This is a genomic window from Peribacillus aracenensis (assembly GCF_025175645.1).
Classification (GTDB): Bacteria; Bacillota; Bacilli; order Bacillales; family DSM-1321; genus Peribacillus; species Peribacillus aracenensis.
In genome coordinates this window covers 48,106-68,141 of record NZ_JANZMJ010000018.1, presented here as the reverse complement: position 1 = coordinate 68,141, position 20,036 = coordinate 48,106, and the positions used below count along the sequence as shown (strand labels likewise).

The following is a 20,036-nucleotide window of genomic DNA, read 5'->3' as shown; positions in this document are numbered from 1 at the left end:
CACTTCATCTAAATAATTAAAATATCCTATAATGAACTTATAAGAACTTAGTCATATATAACTTGTTATAGGTGAAATGATTTTTCCAATAAAATATCCCAATAGAATAACGCTAATGGGATGTTTTATTATCTTTTATAAATAAATAATTTAACTACTACTTTTATATAACTATTCTGGTTTTTAACTTATTAAGATGATCATTATCAGGTTCTTTACTCAGCCCCAGCTCAAGGTACTTTGAGGCTTCCTCATAATAATCTAATTTTAATAATAACCAACATAGTCTTGAACAATCAGTTGCATCCGCCTCATCTATTCTTTCTTTCATTTTTTCTACAAGTTTACTTAACATTATTTGTTGTTCTTCGATATCTAGTTGAAATATCCCCTGTGATATTAAATGATTAATCTTATTAGTAGCGTCACTAATTTCGGGAAACGGTATAATAGGAATCAAACATTTTTCAACTAAAGCATGTAGGTTAGAATATTATTCCCTTCTATTAGTCATATTTTCAACACTTGTAGAACCTCTTTTTACACCACGTCCAATGACTCCTCCATAATTCAAGACCAAGTTAGACTAACTTACTCAGGGCAATATTCAATCGCTTTTTTGTTATTTATATCGCTTAAGACCTTACTAAAAGCACTTGTTTGCTAAAGGCAACCAAGTGCTTTTATCGGGTTCTTGATAGAATAACTTATAAAGTCATTGTAACCATTTATTATACTATCCCATAGCAATACTATTAACTCTTTTCTATTCTTTTTCATCCATCTTCTGCTTTAAATATTCAGCAATTTCTGTTTGCCCAAATTCTCTAGCATATTCATATGCATCCATATTCTTAATATTCTCTCCCGTATATCTAATTGAAATATCTATTCCTTTTTCAACTAGAAACTCCACAACTTCTTTATGCCCACCATAAATCGCTCCAAATAATGGATTTCTTTTTACTAAGGTCACATCTAATTCTGCGCCTGCCTCTATTAAATACTTTACTATCTCCAAATGCCCCGCTCCTGCAGCCAATCTTAGAGGAGAAGCATCAAATATATCACCTTTTGTATTAACATCGATTCCTTTATGGATCAGATATTCTACTATTCCAAAATGTCCTTTCTTTGCTGCAACATGTAACCACGTACCAAATGGTGTCATTGAATGTAAAGATTCTGGATTATCACCTATTAAACGCTTTACTTCATTAATATCACCAAGCTTAATAGCATTTCTTATAGTTTTATTTAGACTTTTTTCATCCATAACATTACCTCCTGTATTTCTTGTACTAGCTATGTCTCCTAAATTTTCAAGAGCTTCAATAGACATTAGTCAATTCACAACATTCCCCAAAGCATTAATACTATGTTAGGTGCCCAAACAAATCTAAATAAACCAAAAATGGATAGTCCCTTTGATTTTCGCAAGGCTCTATCCACTTCTTCTTATATAAAAACGATTCTTACTTTATAACAAGATAAATAACTATTACCCTCAGCTTTTACCAATCTTCTTCATCTTCATCCCAGTTTTCTTTTGCCTCTTCAAGGCGTTCGATAAAATAGTCTAAGAAATTATCGGCTAGTTTAACACCATACCCCTCCTGATTATCCCACGTAATAACTGGGCATTCTCCATTCATCATTTTATTAGTATCGAGGCAATAGGCAAATTCATCAATATCTTCTATAACCACAAGTCCATCGATTAAACCATAATACTTTTGATGATCTTTGGTAGCAGTCACTACTGATGCACCTACTAAATCATATCCAATTATATCAATACCAAAACTTCCACCTGAGCCATAGTTTTTTAAGAACCATTTGTAGCTTTCCGGTAATGGGACTTGTAATTTTTTTTCAGTTTCTTTAACTTGATCTTCACTTACTCCACCCGTAAAATCATCATCTTCGACATACTGCTTAATAAATTCCTGTATAGCTGAATATTTCACCAAAATCACCTTCTAATATTGAATTTCAAAGTCCTTTCAAATATATTGGTTCTTGTTATCCATTTAAAAGGTAATCATAATAATACGGTTAACTCAGAAAAGCCTTGAAAGACCTACGCTTTCAAGGCATAATTTTAACTTATCTATACCGCCAATTTATCTCCCCATCTTCATGTATTGCCGGTAAATATATTCCCTTTTTATTTTGATGCTCATCAATAATAAACCAATTATCATCGTTCAGCCAATCTTCATTAAAACTATCTTCCTTGAATTCTTTCTCCTCATTAACAAGAGCCGCTAGAAAATCTTTATATTTTTTTATATTTTCATTGGCTATGATAGATCCATAAAACCACAGGCCTTCTTTATAATCATTCTGTATTTCACCCAAACATTCATTACGGAAATATAAGAACATAACCTCACTCCTTTGGAGAAATTATTATAAACTTGCTAGGAACTTCTCCTCTTATTAAATATTCATTATCCCTTTCGGTCCAAGTTAACGCTCTTTTCTTCCAAAAATCAGAAGAAGAATCATTATTGATTAATTTCTTAATTTGCTTTTGAGATAGTACTGCAACATTGTTTACTTCTCCGTTTCTTATTGCTTTTCTCAATGCAGAGATATCTAATTCTATTAAAGTATCCCCATAACCTTCTATTATATTTTTGTTAATCGTAAAACTGGTATAAGGGCTATTCGATTTTGCCCCCTTTCTAAAACCACCTAAAATGTGCTCTGTAACAGTAACTTGACGTCCTTTATACAATCCCGAAGGGTTTGCAGGAACCAAATTACCTGACTCTGCAATAAAAGGCTTACCTATTCCATTAGGTCTTTTAGGAGAATGTAGTAAACTATCCCCTCTATATAAATTACTACCTTGATTAACTATTCCCCTACCACTAATCTCAGACTCCACTTTCGCCATAGAAATTAACTGTTCTTTTAATCCAGCACCATTAACCACATTATAAGGTACACCCCCTGCCAACGACAGTTGGTTTTTAGGATTGTATGGCAATAGGTTAGGAATTGAGGCCAGTTCTTTTGCCTTCGTAACGCCTTTAACTGCAGCGGCTTTGGTTGTCGCTACACCAGTTTTCGTTACGGCTCCTGCGCCTTTTGTTCCTACTACTGATGTGACGACTGTTCCGAGGGCATAGGTTACCCAATGAGACCGGGAATAGGCATCGCCATTTACCATATCCCGTTCATATGAGTCGGAGATGGATTTTGATATATATTTATAGGTTTGAATCGGGTGCATGATTGAGTTTGCTACACCTTCGACCGTTTCCCCAGGGTCTGTGACAAAGTCCCAAACTCCTGTCACGAAGTCTTTTCCTACATCAAAAAGGCCTACGCCGATTCCTTTTGCAATGTCTGCTGTTTGCTTAGCCGATTCTAGCTGCATGACATATTGCTGCTGGGTGGGCGCTAAGTTTTCATACCCGATCTTTTTGGCGATTTTGAGGAACTCATCTGGATCTGTTACATGTTCTAGTTGTGCCTTCAAATCCTTGATCCGGCGATTCTCCGCTTCCTCTTTCTTAACCTTCAGATATTGCGCGCTCTCTTTTTTCCTGACTTCCAGGTTTCTATAGGCTTCACTATTTTTATAGGCTGTGGCATTAAAGTAGAGAGGGGATACTACTCCTCCCCTTGTGCTGGAGACTTTCAATTGCTCCATGAGTGCCGTCACTGCCGCTTGGTCCGCTTCTGATTTGGCATATTCAGCCGTCCACCTATGATCGATTTCGTTTACTTTGTCTATCGTTTGGTTCCGTTTCCTTTCAGCTTTCTCCATATTCTCAAAGAACGCATCATCGGAAAAGGGTTCTAACTGAATGATATCATCAATTCCAGCCATTATTTTTTTCAAATCATTTTTTTGGGCTGTGACCATTTCCTTGGAATTTCGACTGGCGCTTTCCAGCTCTTCCTCTAAAAAAGGGACCGTGACCACGGTTTCACTCAGGTTCGCTTCGATTGTATCTCCTTGAACTCCACTTAAAAAGGCAACATGCCGATCGATCAGACGTAGCCAAGAATCCACAACATCGATCTGTGCTTTGTAAAATCCTTTAATGGCCTCTGCGCCTTGGCCCTGCAGCTCATCATCCAAATGAACGATACTCCTAAATCCTTTTTTTAATTCCGTGAGCTGTTCTTTAAGATCCTTATATTGTCCGACACGCGTTTGCATGGCAGAGACTAGTGTTTGAGATTCGTAAATCATCGACATAATAGAAAGTCCTTTCAACTACTTTTCTTATAACTTGATTTCATTTATATGTAATATTTTTATTCACTGTAAAATTATGGACTAAATATATTTTAGAAGAGTTTCTATATTTATTCAAGAATTGAAGGGGATTTCACTAAACAATTGTTTTATCAATAGGTTCATTCTTACCAATGTGAATGATTGATGCAAGTACTTACACGACAAGCGAAAAGACGCGCTGACCAAAAGAAAAGCTGGGTGATTAAAAGCCGGTTTTCTAAATAAAAAAAGACCCCAAACCAACAAGGTTGTGAGCTCTTAACCTAAGCCTAAAACAATTTGAGACGCTGTAATGATGGCTAGCGACACTGACCATCAATGCGAGTTCTTCAGTTGCGCAGGTTGGGAAGTAGTTCATTTTTTCACATATTTACACTTTATATTTAATGAGATTAATTAAAAATTAGATTCAATAGTAACGTGATGAGATTGTAGATAATTAACACCCATTAAAAACAACGTAATTAACAGTGGCTTTACTCGTTATGTAAGTAATATCGGTCATTACGGTACAGGGTATTTAGAGGTTGTAATAGCTAGCGATGAAGATATCGAGAAGGCAAAGCATTTTATTCATATGAGTTATGACACAAGTGTAATCCTAAAAGCTGTTGAATTAGCACTACATAAAAATCAACGGGCTTGCGTAATGCTTGCCCGTTACTTGAATCTAGTTTTTATAGATTTAATTTCTTTTTAACCTCTTTAGACAAATCATCAGCTTCAATCACCTCAGGATCTCCGGTATATCCATCGAGACTTCTAGGAAGACGTAAAAGCGTTCCTTTTTTGTATGGTTCTTCAACATAAAAATATACAACCTTTTCTTTCCCATTCTCATCGAATCCTTTTACATTATAAACATATTGCCCCTCATTATTAGTTTGTTCTGCTTCTTCATCGATTTGCACATAATAATCTTTTTCATACATCACTTCTTTTTTACCACAACCGACTAACATAAAAGTCGCTAGACAACTAAATATCGCTAATGATTTAATAATTTTCATATTTACTCCTCCTCGTATGATAAGCTTCAAATGAAGGTCACATGCTTCATTCAGTAGCTACTGCTGAAAACCATATTTTTATTTTTCAAATCTCACTTTTAACCAGATTTCCGCTGTTAGTCGCCTTTTTTGTAGTGCTGAGGCACTTTTCCATATGTGCCTATACGCCATAATAACTCGATCGGACCCATCTTAAATCGCTTAAGCCACATGGCACTATAAATCATTTGAAGAATTAATATTCCTGCAGAAATCATTATTAATGTTGTTAAATGAACATGATTGTTCAAATTAAATATAGAGTCAATGCATATAATCAAGAAAGTTTGCATTAAATAATTTGTCAATGCCATTCTCCCTATATTCTTCAAAGGAGAAAGCCATTTTTTTACTGTTGTCCGCTGAAGAAGTAGCGTCAACGTTGTAACATAAAACAGGCTGACAGCGAGTCCGCCAACAGTACCAGCCACATCGATCATACCAGTGGTTGATGTAATCCTGTACTGCAAGTATAAAGATATTGGGATAGCTGCCAAAGCTATCAATTGCAGTCGGCGAATGGTCTTTTTATACCTATTTAGACTCTCAAAAACTTGTAATTGCCCAACACATAAACCAAGTAAAAACATTGTAAAAATCATAAACACATAGCCGATCCAAAGAGATGGAATCAACAGAATGACTGCGATTATAAAATTTGTTTTAGGTTTGAATTTATAAAATGGAATTAAAATAAAGCCGCATATGGCATAAGGAAGTAACGCTTCCCCTGGCTGGAAGAGATGATGAATAAATCCAATAGCTAATAAAATTAGCAACCGACGGATAAATAGTTTTCTTCCATTGTTCCCATTTGCGTTGGCTCGGAATAGAAACAGATAAAAGCCAATTCCAAATAAGAAAGAAAAAATCGGGAAAAATCGCTGACCCACGCCATAATCCAAAACGACCCTTACAACATAATCAAGTGTTCCCTGTTCAGGGATAAGGTAGTTAATCATTTGTGTAATGTTAATCAGAATAATTCCTATTAGGGCAAAGCCACGCAAGAAATCTAATTCATCTATTCGTTTCATAAATATCACTCCGCCTATCAAGTAGTCTAAGATAACAGTATGGAAAGAGGATTAAAAGAAATCCTCTTCCATTTGCTGTTTGCATATTAATTTGCCAGTTTGTTTAAATAACTCCGTCGAATGATGAAAAAACTTATAACAAATAGCAGTAAAAATATACCTACACCGAGCGCTGTCATTTGATAGAATGTAGATGAAATATAGTTGCGCATACTAAACATCGCTACAAATAAAACAATAGCTGCGATGGTAAACGGGATAAAAGTTAAAGTGGCCAACTCCCTCGTTACAACAGAAGATAGTTCTTTAACAGAAAGACCAATTTTTCGAATGCCCGCATATTTTTCCTTTTCTTCTGCGAGTGACGTTTGCAGGTAGAAATAAAGAATACTCATTGCTGCGCTTAAAAAGATCAAACTCAACATAAATCCGATGAAAAACATGATACTCTTCACAAATTTTTCCGCATCATATAAATCAATTTTAGAAGCTGTTAAGCGAATATCCGGCTCTGTATGAACCCGTGATAAAATGGTTTCAGCTACTTCTACCTTGTCCGTCCAATGATCTGCCTCATAAGCAAACACTTTATAAACTGGATAATCAATGGTTTCATATACGTCATCAGGAACGATAAAATATGCATTTCGTAAACCTGTTGATAAAATATTTTTTTCTTCTAGACCGGCATAATGAAGTTCTCCAAACGGGTAATCATGAATGATTTCAGTATTTGGACGTACCCCCTCATTACCGGCTGCAACATAATACTCGTTATCCCCTAGTTTTATCGGCTTATGCAAACCAAGAGCATTATAATTCGAAACGGACATAAAGCCAATCCGATGTTCATCCTCGGCTTTGAAGGCTGAATAATCGGCAGTATACTTCCCTTCTTTGCCTAATGTTTCTTCAATAAACGTAATATCTTCCTTCTCGGCCTCCGATGTGTTACTAGGAAGGGAGATATATTGGAAGCTGTAAGGATATACGGCCTCAGTATTTTCCTTCACATTATAGTAGGAGCTATATAGAACGCTTGTACATACAAAAACACCAAGCAGTAAAACCGTTAAAAGGTATATGATATGCGCATGGGAACGTCCTTTTGCCTTTAAGTTGGAAACAAACAGCATATTCGTTTTTCGAAAATATGATGGTCTTCTTTGCAATAGACGAATGGCCCGCAGCGCACCTTGAGTAATTATGAAATAAAGGGATAATAATAGGCTGGCAATTAGAGCAATATAGCCGAGCGATTCAAAAGACTTTATCCAACTCATTTCCTTGATTATTGACACGAGTAAAAAGGCACTGACAATAGCGGATAGCACTAGTTTCAATGGTGCTGATGCAATGAGCCTTTCCTGTGTCACATCTGATTTTAAGAGCTGTACGATTTCTTCTTTTTTAATAAAGCGTGTCATCCATTTTGATACAACAATAAATAAAATACCGAATAAAACAATCGTTAACATGATGGATTGTAAGGGTACATACATACCAAAGCTATCCGCACGTAATATCCTTTTAGCCACCATTAAAAATAACGGTGCGATGATAAGTCCGAGTGCAATCGCTGTGATAATTGCTGCTCCGGCAACAAGCATATTTTCTCTAAAAACCATTTTGCGGATTTGCTTCATGGAGGCACCCGTCATCATAAATACGCCAAGCGTTTTTGTTTTCTTTTTTAAAAAAGCAAACAGCGAATAAATGATAAAGACAAATGAGAAAATATAAATAAAGAAGCTGGCAAGCATCATTGTTATTCCCAGTGTGCTTGTGGTATCAACTTCCGCCATCATCGGATGGAAAGCTGTTGTCGAAAAAAGAAAAAAGATGAGAATCGAGAACACACTGCTTAAAAAGTAAGAAATATACGTCGATTTGTCTCGTAAAATATTTTGGACGACAATATGATTAAAACTCATGCCGACCACCGCCTAAAAACGTGAGGGTATCCATAATTTCTTGATAAAATTGCTGTTTGCTTTTACCCCGATGTATCTCATTAAAAAGAACACCGTCTTTTATAAAAATGACACGCTGGGCAAAACTGGCAACATAAGCATCATGCGTCACCATTAATATGGCTGTGTTAAAAGACTTGTTAATCGATTCAAACAATCCCATCACATTATTTACGGCTTTAGAATCTAAGTTTCCAGTTGGCTCATCTGCTAGCAATAAGCTTGGTTCATGAATGACCGCTCTTGCAATCGCCACACGTTGTTTCTGTCCTCCTGAAATTTCAAATGTACGCTTTTTTAAAATCTCTCCAATCCCCAAAAAATCGATAATATTCGTTAAACGCTGTTTCATTTCTTTCTCATCTATGGAATCAAGTGTCAATGGCAATAAAATATTTTCTTCTACTGTTAATGTATGAACCAGGTTAAAATCTTGAAAAACAAAACCAAGTTCTGTTCTTCGAAATTTTGCCAATTCATCCTCATTTAACTCATATGGATTTTTGGAATTGATGGTAATAATCCCATTGGTAGGCCGATCAATTGTGGAAATGCAATTAAGGAATGTTGTTTTCCCACTGCCAGATGGTCCCATCACGGCAACAAATTCATTTTCAGCTAAATGAAAATCGATCCCTTTTAATGCCTTATATGTGATTTCTCCTGTGTATTCTTTTTGAAGTTGCTTTACGCCTAAAATCGTGTTTGCCATATGCAATTCACTCCTTTGTATCTTTCGTTGCTTTTAGTATAGCCTCTCCTCCTGCTCCCTAAAATCTTTGAACATGACAGCAAGATGACAAAATTGTCATAATTAAAACGGCTAACCTTTGGCAGCCGTTTCTATATTTCCCGAAAAATCAATGATAAAAGTTGTTTCATGATGGGCGGAATATAACTTGTATGGATGATTTAATGTTGACAGAATTTTTTTTACTAAATAAAGCCCGATACCAGTCGCTTCAACCTTAGTACGGCCTTTCGTACCTGTGTAAAACAATTCAAAAACACGGTTTATTTCGTTTGCAGCTATCGTTTCCCCTTTGTTTTTGATCAATAGTTGACCATTGTCATAATGAATCATAACGGAAGATTGCTTCTCTCCATATTTGACAGCATTACTCAATAGCTGGTAAATCACAACCTTTGTCCATTTACGATCCGAATAGATCCATACGTCATCTTGTATCGTAATTTTTGGAAAGATTTCTTCCTCAATGAAGTAATCCTTTAAATCATTAACCACTTCCTGTATGACACCTTTTAATGGAATCGGCTCTATCTTTAGATCTGCTAATAATTTCGTGGAGCGGCTATAAGTCAGCAGCTGATTTAAAGAGAAATTCAGTTTATCGCATTCTGCTTTAACTTTTAGCCATTCCACAAGTAAACCTGGTTCCTTCGACTGATTGGATTGTACTAGCAATTGAATGACAGAAAGGGGCGTTTTCATTTGATGAACAGCATGAGAAATCAACAATTGCTGTTCATCTAATACAGCTTTATGCTCGGCTTCTTTTGAAAGGAGGAGGGACTGTATGGATTGCATTTGTGCCGCATATTCCTTTTCAATTGGAGCAGCCGGCTGGTAAATCAAAAGGCTGTCTGTCGTCATATTCTTGCCATTTAAATGTAGATACATTTTTTTTCGGCGTACATAACGAATGAACAGGAAAATGGCTAGGAATGTAAGGGATAAAAAGACAAAATATGCATAATGATTTTCCAAACCATCCAGCCGCTGAATGACAATTGGCAAGCTAATAAATGAAATAATATATAGGATAATAAAGCTTAAATGATCCCGTAAAAACAGCTTCATATGCTTTTCTCCCTTAACTGATAGCCAATTCCCCGGATTGTTATAATTTCAAGCGAAGAATTAATCGCTTCTAGCTTCTTTCTCAACCTTTTAATATTAACGGTAAGCGTATTTTCCTCTACAAACGCCTCTTCATCCCAAATAGATGTAAGCAACTGTTGCCTTGTGACAACATTAGGGAATGTTTCAAGAAGGATTCTACAAAGCTGAAGTTCCTTTACAGTCAATAGCTCCTCACCATAAGATGTATATAATCGAACAGTATCCAAGTTTAAAGATGTGTCTCCCTCTTTTAAAATGTGAGTTTGCGATTCTTGTGCATATTCACCGTATACACGACGAATTTGGCCGTTTATTTTTGCCACTACAACATCCATTAAAAAAGGCTTTGTAATGAAATCATCTGCCCCATTTTCAATTCCATACACTTGATCCAGCTCACTCATCCTAGCTGAGAGAATTATGATAGGACAATTCGATACCTTTCTTATTTTGCGAGACCAATAATAGCCGTCAAAGTAAGGGAGATTTATGTCCATTATGACAAGGTGCGGTTGAAAATCTTGAAAAACATCGAGCACCTTTTCAAAATCCACTATAATGTGGCAGTCATAGCCGTATTTCCCAAAATGGTTTTTTAATGCATTGGCAATATGCATTTCATCTTCAACAATTAATATCTTATACATCAAATTCTCCTTCAAAAAGTTCCAGGGTTTTTATTATTTTTAACTACCACTTTAATATAATTTTCTATAAAGGTCTTTGTAAAGCGGAACAACGCAACCATTTCAAGATGTCCTTTCTTGACAGCTACCTGTAACCACGCACCAAATAAAGTCATTGTGCTCAAAATTTCCACCTATTAATCGTTTTACTTCATTAATATCACCAAGTTTAATTGCATTCCTTTTTGCTTTGTTTACACCTTTTTTATCCAAAACATACCCTCCTTACATTCAATTATCTCCTATTAGCTAATTCACTTAGTTCTTTAAGAGCTTCAAAAGACCATAATCGATTCACAACATTCCAAAGCATCAATACTATGTTGTCCTATTCCAGCATTGGGTGCCCAAATACTAAATAAAAAAATGGATAGTACCTTTGACTTCCGAAAGGCTCTATCCACTTCTTACTTTATAGCAGATCATGATAAATAACTATTACCCTCAACTTTTACCAATCTTCTTCATCTTCATCCCAGTTTTCTTTTGCCAATTCCAGGCGTTCGATTAAATAGTCTAGGAAATTATCGGCAAGCTTTCGGCCATAGCCTTCCTGATTATCCCACATAATAACTGGGCATTCTCACTCCAAAAAGTCCACCGTAACCATAATTTCTTAAAAACCACTTGTAGCTATCCGGTAATGAGACTTGTAATTTTAGTTCAGTTTCTTTTACTTTGTCTTCACTTACTCCACCAGTAAAATCATCACCTTGACCATATTCCTTTATAAATTCTTGTAACTTAGAATAATTCAACCAAATCACCCTTCTAATCTTAGATATCGTATTGCAAGGCTCTCCACCTAAATCCTTGAGATGATGATATTTATACTGTTTCATTCATTCCTTTCGGGTAACTTTACAACTCTATATTAGTTATAAAAAAACCTCGACTGACTTTGCCAATCGAGGTCCGCAGAATTTATCCTTTGAATATTTCTGGAATTTTATCTCGCCAGACTACTAGTAATTCTATAAATTGCTTTGTTTCTATCGTATTTTCATGAGGCTCTTCAATTCTATAAAAGTTTTCAACAATTGTTACATCTTTTTTTATGTGTACACTTGTAGCATTTAATTCAATTTCAAAGTCCTCATATGTTCCGTTTAAAACCTTTTCGATATATTCTATATATTCATCGACTTGGTCTACTGTTGCAATATTCTCAATGAAATCTGAGAAAAGACAAATTTCTTCCGGCAAAATTATTCCTAAATCGCCAAATGGATCTTTCTTAAACTCATATGAATATTTCATATGTTTTGATCCCCTTTTAGATTATTTTTTATATAATGGATATGCAGTTGCAATTGATCCATCTTTATTCAAGTACATTTCTACTTTAATACCTGATGAAGTAATACCCCTATATTTATTTGAGGCGATTTGTTCTTTAGATTGGTAAGCCTCATTAATAGCTTTTAATACTTCGGCACGGTTCCACTCTTTTGGGAAGAAACTTGAATCTGCTATTTTTTTAACACCATCAATCTCGACCTTCGCCATATAAACTCCGTTTTTATCAGGTTTCTTTTCTGTACCTGAAACTATCTTACCACCCATCATACTCTCGTGATGATAACCAACAGCTTTCCCACGCCGGTTAATCTCTCCATGATAAACATGCCTCATAGTATCTATAGTAAACTTTTTCCCACCATCTCCATTGACTTGAGACTCCACTTTCGCCATCGTAATTAATTGTTCTTTTAACCCCGCACCATTAACCACATTATAAGGTACTCCACCTGCCAACGACAGTTGGTTTTTAGGGTTGTATGGCAATAGGTTAGGGATAGTGGCCAGTTCTTTTGCTTTCGTAACGCCTTTGACGGCAGCTGCTTTTGTTGTCGCTACACCAGTTTTCGTTAAGGCCCCCGCGCCTTTTGTTCCTACTACTGATGTGACGACTGTTCCGAGGGCATAGGTTACCCAATGAGACCGCGAGTAGGCATCGCCATTAACCATATCCCGTTCATATGAGTCCGAGATGGATTTTGAAATATATTTATAGGTTTGAATCGGGTGCATGATTGAATTTGCGACGCCTTCAACCGTTTCCCTAGGATTTGTGACAAGGTCCCAAACTCCTGTCACGAAGTCTTTTCCTACATCAAAAAGGCCTACGCCGATTCCTTTAGCAATGTCAGCCGTTTGCTTGGATGCTTCTAGCTGCATGACATATTGCTGCTGGGTGGGCGCTAAGTTTTCGTACCCGATCTGTTTGGAGATTTTGAGAAACTCATCCGGGTCAGTTACATGATCGAGTTGGGCCTTTAAGTCTCTGATCCTTCGATTCTCTGCTTCCTCTTTCTTAACCTTCAGATATTGCGCAGTCTCTTTTTTCCTGACTTCCAGGTTTTTATAGGCTTCACTATTTTTATAGGCTGTGGCATTAAAATAGAGAGGGGATACTACTCCTCCTCTTGTACAGGATACTTTCAATTGTTCCATGAGTGCCGTCACTGCCGCTTGGTCCGCTTCGGATTTGGCATATTCAGCCGTCCACTTATGATCGATTTCGTTTACTTTGTCTATCGTTTCGGTCCGTTTCCTTTCAGCTCTTTCCATATTCTCAAAGAACGCATCATCGGAAAAGGGTTCTAACTGAATGATATCGTCAATTCCAGCCAATATTTTTTTCAGATCATATTTTTGGGCTGTGACCATTTCCTTGGAATTTCGACTGGCGCTTTCCAGCTCTTCCTCTAAAAAAGGGACCGTAACCACGGTTTCACTCAGGTTAGCCTCGATTGTATCTCCTTGAATTCCACTTAAAAAGGCAACATGCCGATTGATCAGACGCAGCCAAGAATCCACGACATCGATCTGTGCTTTGTAAAATCCTTTAATGGCCTCTGCGCTTTGACCCTGCAGCTCATCATCCAAATGAACAATACTCTCAAATCCTTTTTTTAATTCCGTGAGCTGTTCTTTTAGGTCCTTATATTGTCCGACACGCGTTTGCATGGCAGAAACTAGTGTTTGAGATTCGTAAATCATCGACATTATGGAAAGTCCTTTCAACTTCTTTTCTTATAACTAGATTTCATTTGTATGTAATAATTCTATTTATTGTTAAATTATGGTTTAAATATATTTTAGAAGAGTTTCTATATTTATTCAAGAATTGAAGGGGAATTGGACAGTGTTTTTAATAGTAGCTAGACGATGGGCGATCACAAAGTTAAACCGATACGTAAATAAAGGCTATTCCCGTTGAAGGAATAGCCCTTTCTTTGTATCAAAATTAAAATGCCGGTATGGCCGTTTCACTATATTTCTCTTCTAAAAATTTGCGTACTTCCGGGCTTGTCATGGCCTTGGCCAACTTTTGGACTGGCTCGGAATCTACGTTATCCTTGCGTGCCACTAATGTAATCGCAAAGTCATTTTCAACACCTTCTGTGAGAAGAGCGTCATTTTTTGGTGTCAAACCAAGCGGTGCGGCGTAAGCAGGTGTTATCACGATTGCATCTGCTTCATCATACGTTCTCGCCAGCATTAATAAATCGACTTCTTTAAACTTATAGTTTTTAGGGTTCTCAGTAATATCAGACATTGTATAGTATGGACCCTTTTTTTCCTTTAGAGTGATAACTTTATGCTGTGCAAGCAATGCCAATGAACGATCGATATTCGACACATCATTTGCAATGGCAATAACGGCACCCTCTGGCAATTTATCCATTGAATCGTATTCTTTGGAATACACCCCATAATTGGCAAAATAAATCGGTTTCACTGGTACAAGATCGGCATTTTTGTTTCGATTGAATTCCTCCATATATGGAACGTGTTGGAAGAAGTTCACATCCACTTCTCCTGCCGCTAGTGCGGTGTTAGGCTGCACATTATCACCTAAGACAACCATTTCCAGGTTAATGCCCTCCTTTGCCAGCTTTGGTTTCACAAGCTCTAGGATTTCCGTCATTGGGGGAATGAGTGAGGCCACTTTCAATGTTACCTCTTCCTTCTCCTGATTCTGTGCATTTTCTTTCTCTTTTCCTTCATTCGCCTTTCCGCACCCTACTAAAAGCAACATGATTGCTGCCATGAGAAAGAGTATTTTTTTCATGATGTTTCCCTCCATTATTTATCTTTTATCAATCATTCTGGCTACAGCCGTTCCAATGAATTGGATAAGCTGCACTAGAATGATCATAATGATAATCATATAAATCATTAACTCTGTTTTAAACTGCTGATAGCCATACCTGATGGCAAAATCGCCGATACCGCCGCCCCCGACCACTCCCATGATCGTTGAATAGGAAATAAAGCTGATAATCGATGTTGTCAGTCCGAGGACAAGCCCTGAACGGGCCTCCACGTAAAGAAATTTAAAGATGACATCCTTAACAGAAGCCCCCATGGAAATGGCTGCCTCGATCACACCCTTTGGCACATCCAATAAAGATTGCTCGACCAACCGCGAATAATGGGCAATGGCAATGATCGCCAATGGAACGCAAGCAGCTGCTGTACCAATGGCTGTGCCGATTATGAGTCTTGTAAACGGGATTAAAAAAACAACCAATAATAAAAATGGGAAAGAACGGATAATATTGACAAATAAATTCAAAATAGAGAAAGCCCACCGATTTTCAAGCAAATGCCCCTTCCTACAAAGAAATAGCAAGGTACCGACAGGCAATCCAATCAAAATCGCAGCTAAAATGGACACACCAACCATGGTAATGGTTTCTCCAATTGACCGCCAAATTTCTGCCTCATATTGAACTAAAATCTCAGGCATGACCCAGCCCACCATTCTCTGCTAATTGTTCGATGAAGTATTCTGGACGATTATCCTTTTTTTCAATCCCAGTTGGTTCGATTATGATAGTGTCATAGATTTCTCCACCTTCCATGATCGTTACACGATTGCATATACTTTTAATGACATCCAGCTCATGACTGACAATGACAATCGTCACACCGAAGCGTTTGTTTATGTTCTCCAGCACGTCCAATATTTCAGCCGTTGTATTTGGATCAAGAGAAGAGGTCGGTTCATCACATAATAATACTTGCGGGTTATTTGCCAATGCCCTTGCAATGGCAACACGCTGCTTTTGCCCCCCGCTTAATTGTGCAGGATATCTCTCCATCTCACCCTCCAACCCGACAAATTGAAGACACTCTACAACACGGCTCCGACGTTCTTTCCTTGGGTAATTTGCCAGCTCTAAAGAGGCTGCCACATTGTCATAAACCGTTTTATTTGCCACAAGGTTAAAATGCTGAAAGATCATGCCAATCGACTTCCGTGCCCCTCGAAGTGCTTTATTGTTCAATGTGGTCAACCTTTGGCCGTTTACCTCCACTTCGCCCTCATCTGGGGTCTCCAACAAATTCATTAGCCGCAGCAACGTTGATTTCCCTGCTCCGCTTGCTCCGATTATTCCATGAATTTCACCTTTAGGTATTGTTAAAGTAACAGACTTAATTGCCTGAAACTGTGAAAATTTTTTACTCACTTGATGCAGGTTAATCATAAAATCCCACTTTCCATTTGTTGAAAGGTAAGCATAGCGCTCCTCATTATCGTTTCATCAAAGAAACACAACTCATTCTATCAACTAATGAGGACCTAATGCAAAGACACAAATTAACAGTTAGAAAGGATAGATGAACAGTGAGGAATCCCTGTTTACATCTATCCTTTTGTACGACATTTTTCGTTAACGGGTTTACTTGAAAGTTTCATTGATTCTTTACTTCCGTTATTTCGACGACACCACCAGAAACCGGACAATTTGATCCGAGAAGTTAAACCAGTAATGGGCTTTTCGAGCATCGAACATGAATGACTGCTGTTCATGGAGTTCTGTTCTCTCTCCCTCTATTTCAACGGTTAACTTCCCTTCAATAATGAATATAAACTCATGTCCGCTATGGGAAAAGGCGCTTCCTTTATTTTCCCCTGGTTTTAAGGTGACAAGAATGGGCGAAAAAACAGCATCACGAATGCCGCTGGATAAATTCTGATAATGAAATTGTTCATGATTATAATCTGAATTTTCTTGGGAGCGGTCCTCAGAAAAGAAGAAACTTGGGTTGACATCCAATGTATCAGCGATTTTTTTTAATGACTCTAATGTGACGCTTGATTTTCCCCGTTCTACTTGTGATAAAAAACTGATTGAAACGCCTGTTTGTTCAGCCAGACTCTTTAATGTTAGTTTCCGCTCTTTCCTCAATAATTTCATTTTTTTCCCGATTGAATCAAAAGGCATACAGATGCCCCCTTTTTTACATAGTATCTAGCTACATTATACATGACAAGTTTTGATGAATGTTCCGTCATTAATCGCTTACCAAAAAAATATTGACAGAAAATTTGTAATTATTTAAAATGAAGGAAATCATTAATTGAAGTGATACTTCAATTTTTAAAGGGGTGGCTCAAGATGGAGAAGAAACAAATGCGGCGAATTTTAGTCGCGAGTTTAGTCGGAAGTTCGATTGAGTGGTTTGACTATTTTTTATATGGGACCGTTTCAGCTCTCGTGTTTAACCAGATATTCTTCGTGAATGAGGATCCGACAATCGGGCTGTTGCTTGCCTATGCATCCTTTGCGTTAGCATTCTTCATCCGCCCTTTTGGAGGTGTGATCTTTAGCCATATCGGCGATCGTATCGGGAGAAAGAAAACACTTGTTTTAACACTTAGTTTAATGGGGGTTGCAACATTTGGGATGGGGCTTCTGCCTACGTATCAAGCCGTTGGCATTTGGGCGCCGATTTTATTAATCACGTTGCGCTTAGTTCAAGGTCTGGGAATTGGCGGTGAATGGGGTGGCGCGCTTTTATTGGCCGTTGAATATGCTCCCGCTGAGAAACGGGGCTTGTTCGGAGCTATTCCTCAGATGGGAATTACAATAGGAATGCTGCTTGGAACCGTTGCCTTATCTATTATGACAATGCTTCCTGAAAACGCATTCATGACTTGGGGATGGCGTATACCATTCATTTTTAGTGCTTTGCTTGTATTTTTTGGTCTATGGATTCGTAAAGGAATTGATGAAACTCCGTCTTTCAAAAAAGTAAAGGAATCCGGAGAAGTTCCAAAGCTGCCGATTGTAGAAACTCTTAAGCATTATTGGCGTGAAGTGCTTATCGCCGTGGGAGCCAAAGTGGTAGAAACCGCACCATTTTATATTTTCAGCACATTTGTCGTATCATATGCCACTTCAAATCTCGGTTTCTCACGGACTGCTACATTAACTGCAGTCATGATTGCAACAATTATAGCAACGATTTTAATACCATTCATGGGGAAGTTATCCGATACAATTGGCCGCAAAAAGCTGTTCATTGGCGGAACGATTGGGATGGCACTGTTTGCATTCCCATACTTCTGGTTGCTGGAGCAAAAATCGGTCCTGCTATTAATCGTTGCGACAGTGATCGGTTTAGGGGTTATTTGGGCTCCCATCACAGCTGTTCTTGGAACGATGTTCTCGGAAATTTTCGATGCAAAGATCCGTTATACCGGCATCACGCTTGGATATCAAATCGGGGCAGCTCTGGCAGGTGGAACAGCGCCGCTAGTTGCAACGGCTTTACTTAATAGATTTGATAACTCCTATGTTCCTGTCGCCATTTATATTATTTTTGCATCTGTCCTGTCACTAGCAGCGATTTGGGCAGTTAAGGATCGCAGCAATCAGAAATTAGACGAAACGCATAATAGTAGTGCCATGTAATCTATGGTTTTTACTTCAAGGAGGACAATTGAATGTTAGTTATAAGTGAAAAGGAAATTCAACAATCATATGGAATGAAAGACGCAATAGCGGATGTAAAGGCGGTATTGCATGCACATGGTGCTAGAAAAATAGACAACCCTCATCGCACAGTACTTGCTTTCCCTCAACACGAGGCATCGGCACTTTACATGCCTAGCGCTGATTTATCTGAAGAAGTTTCGGCGGTCAAAGTCGTAACGATTTTCCCGAAGAACCCTTCAAGGGAGATGGCCACAACACAAGGAGTCATCTTGCTGTCAGATGCAGAAAATGGCGAACATTTAGCATTGTTGAATGCCTCCTATTTAACACGTCTTAGAACGGGGGCATTGAGCGGTATTGCCACAGACCTTCTTGCTCGTAAAGACGCCCGGGTACTCACGATCATCGGAACGGGAGCTATGGGATTTGAACAAGCAATCGGGGTGTTGGCCGTAAGGGACATTGAACGTATTTTATTAGTGAATCGCACACGAGAGAAAGCGGAGAAGTTCGGTGAAAAGCTGCGCGCATTCGGAGTAACCGTTCCTTTTGAAGTTTACGAAGATGTTTCAGCAGCTGTTCGTCAAGCAGATATTATTTGCTGTGCAACCCGCTCGAACGAGCCTGTATTTAATGGGCAGGATGTAAAGCCGGGCACGCACATTAACGGAGTCGGATCTTATTTGCCGGATATGAAAGAAGTGGACCATACCACGGTTTCACGCGCCGCTAAAATTATCGTCGACGATTTGGCGGGCGTGAAGAATGAAGCAGGAGAACTCATACATGCAGCCAATCAAGGAAATTGGTCGTTTAATGATATTCATGGCGAGCTTTATGAACTCGTAATGCTGACCAAAACAGGCAGGGAAAATGAAGAGGAAATTACCTTCTTTAAATCGGTCGGTGCTGCTTACTTTGACCTCGCTGTCGCAAAAGGTGTTTACCGCCAATCGAAAGAACGGAACATCGGGATGGAGATTGAGGTATAACAGATGCCCATGCATTTTGCTATCGCTTGAATGTAATAACAATTAAAAAAAGAGACCCTTCTTTCGGAAGGGTCTTTTGAGCTGGATTCCATACAGCAGATTTTAATAAACTTAAATCATGAGCTAACTGTTTCTGCTTCAGCTACCCTTTTGACACGTTCCAAAAATTCAACGACCACTTTATCGGTGGCAAATAATAAAAGTAATTTCAAAAACCACTTTAACGGGCGACTGGTGACTGTATATGTAAAGGAAGTTCTATTGTCATTGATTTTATTTAGTTCGTAGAAAGCTGTAATTTCAAACTTTAGCAAGTATAAAGCCCACTTTTAGCTTTTTCTGTTCATCCACTGTATTGTCTGTAAAATATTTTTTTTAATCAACTACTTGTTGATCATATCATTGCTTCTTACTCTTCCCATCTCT

The 20,036-nt window shown here is 37.9% G+C and carries 19 protein-coding genes and 2 pseudogenes; 2 read left to right on the top strand and 19 right to left on the bottom strand.

Annotated elements, in window-relative coordinates; genetic code table 11:
* Positions 1-163: 163 nt before the first annotated feature.
* From N0M92_RS17865 to N0M92_RS17775, 19 genes and pseudogenes are all read right to left on the bottom strand, one after another.
* Positions 164-460 (bottom strand): hypothetical protein, encoded by a 297-nt coding sequence (locus N0M92_RS17865; protein WP_260287083.1) that lies wholly within the window; start codon positions 458-460, stop codon positions 164-166.
* 306 nt (positions 461-766) lie between these two features.
* Positions 767-1,276 carry an ankyrin repeat domain-containing protein gene (locus N0M92_RS17860; RefSeq protein WP_260287082.1) on the bottom strand — a complete coding sequence of 170 codons (510 nt, stop codon included), beginning with the start codon at positions 1,274-1,276 and terminating at the stop codon, positions 767-769.
* 238 nt (positions 1,277-1,514) lie between these two features.
* A complete protein-coding gene (locus N0M92_RS17855) occupies positions 1,515-1,970 on the bottom strand; it encodes an SMI1/KNR4 family protein (RefSeq protein ID WP_260287081.1) in 456 nt (151 codons plus the stop codon).
* 139 nt (positions 1,971-2,109) lie between these two features.
* Positions 2,110-2,391, bottom strand: coding sequence for a hypothetical protein (locus N0M92_RS17850; RefSeq protein ID WP_260287080.1), 282 nt, complete (start codon positions 2,389-2,391; stop codon positions 2,110-2,112).
* Between the two features lie 4 nt (positions 2,392-2,395).
* Positions 2,396-4,225, bottom strand: coding sequence for a ribonuclease YeeF family protein (locus tag N0M92_RS17845; RefSeq protein ID WP_260287079.1), 1,830 nt, complete (start codon positions 4,223-4,225; stop codon positions 2,396-2,398).
* A 719-nt stretch (positions 4,226-4,944) separates the two neighbouring features.
* The gene (locus N0M92_RS17840) at positions 4,945-5,277 is read right to left on the bottom strand and encodes a YxeA family protein (protein WP_260287077.1); all 333 of its coding nucleotides are present in this window, start codon (positions 5,275-5,277) and stop codon (positions 4,945-4,947) included.
* A 116-nt stretch (positions 5,278-5,393) separates the two neighbouring features.
* A complete protein-coding gene (locus N0M92_RS17835; RefSeq protein ID WP_260287076.1) occupies positions 5,394-6,353 on the bottom strand; it encodes a DUF418 domain-containing protein in 960 nt (319 codons plus the stop codon).
* An 86-nt stretch (positions 6,354-6,439) separates the two neighbouring features.
* The gene (locus tag N0M92_RS17830; RefSeq protein ID WP_260287075.1) at positions 6,440-8,287 is read right to left on the bottom strand and encodes an ABC transporter permease; all 1,848 of its coding nucleotides are present in this window, start codon (positions 8,285-8,287) and stop codon (positions 6,440-6,442) included.
* Positions 8,277-9,038, bottom strand: coding sequence for an ABC transporter ATP-binding protein (locus N0M92_RS17825; RefSeq protein WP_260287074.1), 762 nt, complete (start codon positions 9,036-9,038; stop codon positions 8,277-8,279). Before N0M92_RS17825 ends, N0M92_RS17830 begins: the two co-directional genes overlap by 11 nt.
* A 111-nt stretch (positions 9,039-9,149) precedes the next feature.
* Positions 9,150-10,148: a sensor histidine kinase gene (locus N0M92_RS17820; RefSeq protein WP_260287073.1), complete on the bottom strand. Its 999-nt coding sequence runs from the start codon at positions 10,146-10,148 to the stop codon at positions 9,150-9,152.
* The gene (locus tag N0M92_RS17815) at positions 10,145-10,837 is read right to left on the bottom strand and encodes a response regulator transcription factor (protein WP_260287072.1); all 693 of its coding nucleotides are present in this window, start codon (positions 10,835-10,837) and stop codon (positions 10,145-10,147) included. Before N0M92_RS17815 ends, N0M92_RS17820 begins: the two co-directional genes overlap by 4 nt.
* Positions 10,838-10,932: 95 nt before the next feature.
* Positions 10,933-11,089 (bottom strand): annotated as a pseudogene (locus tag N0M92_RS17810) (ankyrin repeat domain-containing protein); the annotation flags it as partial.
* A gap of 238 nt (positions 11,090-11,327) precedes the next feature.
* Positions 11,328-11,634, bottom strand: a pseudogene (locus N0M92_RS17805) (SMI1/KNR4 family protein).
* Between the two features lie 166 nt (positions 11,635-11,800).
* Entirely contained in the window at positions 11,801-12,136 is a 336-nt protein-coding gene (locus N0M92_RS17800) for a tRNA-Val4 (RefSeq protein ID WP_260287071.1), read from the bottom strand.
* Between the two features lie 21 nt (positions 12,137-12,157).
* On the bottom strand, positions 12,158-13,888 hold the full coding sequence (locus tag N0M92_RS17795; RefSeq protein ID WP_260287070.1) for a T7SS effector LXG polymorphic toxin: 1,731 nt from the start codon (positions 13,886-13,888) through the stop codon (positions 12,158-12,160).
* A gap of 241 nt (positions 13,889-14,129) precedes the next feature.
* Positions 14,130-14,957: a MetQ/NlpA family ABC transporter substrate-binding protein gene (locus N0M92_RS17790; RefSeq protein WP_260287069.1), complete on the bottom strand. Its 828-nt coding sequence runs from the start codon at positions 14,955-14,957 to the stop codon at positions 14,130-14,132.
* A gap of 18 nt (positions 14,958-14,975) precedes the next feature.
* Positions 14,976-15,638, bottom strand: coding sequence for a methionine ABC transporter permease (locus N0M92_RS17785; RefSeq protein ID WP_260287068.1), 663 nt, complete (start codon positions 15,636-15,638; stop codon positions 14,976-14,978).
* Positions 15,631-16,380 (bottom strand): methionine ABC transporter ATP-binding protein, encoded by a 750-nt coding sequence (locus tag N0M92_RS17780; RefSeq protein WP_260287067.1) that lies wholly within the window; start codon positions 16,378-16,380, stop codon positions 15,631-15,633. The genes N0M92_RS17785 and N0M92_RS17780 overlap by 8 nt, the downstream gene beginning before the upstream one ends.
* Before the next feature lie 228 nt (positions 16,381-16,608).
* On the bottom strand, positions 16,609-17,121 hold the full coding sequence (locus N0M92_RS17775; RefSeq protein ID WP_260287066.1) for a helix-turn-helix domain-containing protein: 513 nt from the start codon (positions 17,119-17,121) through the stop codon (positions 16,609-16,611).
* A gap of 174 nt (positions 17,122-17,295) precedes the next feature.
* On the opposite strand from N0M92_RS17775, the gene N0M92_RS17770 reads away from it, so the two are divergent.
* On the top strand, positions 17,296-18,594 hold the full coding sequence (locus N0M92_RS17770) for an MFS transporter (protein WP_260287065.1): 1,299 nt from the start codon (positions 17,296-17,298) through the stop codon (positions 18,592-18,594).
* Positions 18,595-18,626: 32 nt separating this feature from the next.
* Complete coding sequence (locus N0M92_RS17765; protein WP_260287064.1) at positions 18,627-19,610, top strand: ornithine cyclodeaminase family protein; 984 nt, start codon at positions 18,627-18,629, stop codon at positions 19,608-19,610.
* The last annotated feature ends 426 nt before the right edge of the window (positions 19,611-20,036 follow it).

Excerpts from the sequence above, each read along its gene's own strand:
- N0M92_RS17795 (WP_260287070.1), bottom strand. The coding sequence starts at position 13,888 with ATGTCGATGATTTACGAATCTCAAACACTAGTTTCTGCCATGCAAACG.
- N0M92_RS17785 (WP_260287068.1), bottom strand. The coding sequence starts at position 15,638 with ATGCCTGAGATTTTAGTTCAATATGAGGCAGAAATTTGGCGGTCAATT.
- N0M92_RS17825 (WP_260287074.1), bottom strand. The coding sequence starts at position 9,038 with ATGGCAAACACGATTTTAGGCGTAAAGCAACTTCAAAAAGAATACACA.
- N0M92_RS17765 (WP_260287064.1), top strand. The coding sequence starts at position 18,627 with ATGTTAGTTATAAGTGAAAAGGAAATTCAACAATCATATGGAATGAAA.
- N0M92_RS17790 (WP_260287069.1), bottom strand. The coding sequence starts at position 14,957 with ATGAAAAAAATACTCTTTCTCATGGCAGCAATCATGTTGCTTTTAGTA.
- N0M92_RS17850 (WP_260287080.1), bottom strand. The coding sequence starts at position 2,391 with ATGTTCTTATATTTCCGTAATGAATGTTTGGGTGAAATACAGAATGAT.
- N0M92_RS17775 (WP_260287066.1), bottom strand. The coding sequence starts at position 17,121 with ATGCCTTTTGATTCAATCGGGAAAAAAATGAAATTATTGAGGAAAGAG.
- N0M92_RS17840 (WP_260287077.1), bottom strand. The coding sequence starts at position 5,277 with ATGAAAATTATTAAATCATTAGCGATATTTAGTTGTCTAGCGACTTTT.
- N0M92_RS17835 (WP_260287076.1), bottom strand. The coding sequence starts at position 6,353 with ATGAAACGAATAGATGAATTAGATTTCTTGCGTGGCTTTGCCCTAATA.
- N0M92_RS17845 (WP_260287079.1), bottom strand. The coding sequence starts at position 4,225 with ATGTCGATGATTTACGAATCTCAAACACTAGTCTCTGCCATGCAAACG.
- N0M92_RS17800 (WP_260287071.1), bottom strand. The coding sequence starts at position 12,136 with ATGAAATATTCATATGAGTTTAAGAAAGATCCATTTGGCGATTTAGGA.
- N0M92_RS17830 (WP_260287075.1), bottom strand. The coding sequence starts at position 8,287 with ATGAGTTTTAATCATATTGTCGTCCAAAATATTTTACGAGACAAATCG.
- N0M92_RS17820 (WP_260287073.1), bottom strand. The coding sequence starts at position 10,148 with ATGAAGCTGTTTTTACGGGATCATTTAAGCTTTATTATCCTATATATT.
- N0M92_RS17815 (WP_260287072.1), bottom strand. The coding sequence starts at position 10,837 with ATGTATAAGATATTAATTGTTGAAGATGAAATGCATATTGCCAATGCA.
- N0M92_RS17780 (WP_260287067.1), bottom strand. The coding sequence starts at position 16,380 with ATGATTAACCTGCATCAAGTGAGTAAAAAATTTTCACAGTTTCAGGCA.
- N0M92_RS17770 (WP_260287065.1), top strand. The coding sequence starts at position 17,296 with ATGGAGAAGAAACAAATGCGGCGAATTTTAGTCGCGAGTTTAGTCGGA.
- N0M92_RS17860 (WP_260287082.1), bottom strand. The coding sequence starts at position 1,276 with ATGGATGAAAAAAGTCTAAATAAAACTATAAGAAATGCTATTAAGCTT.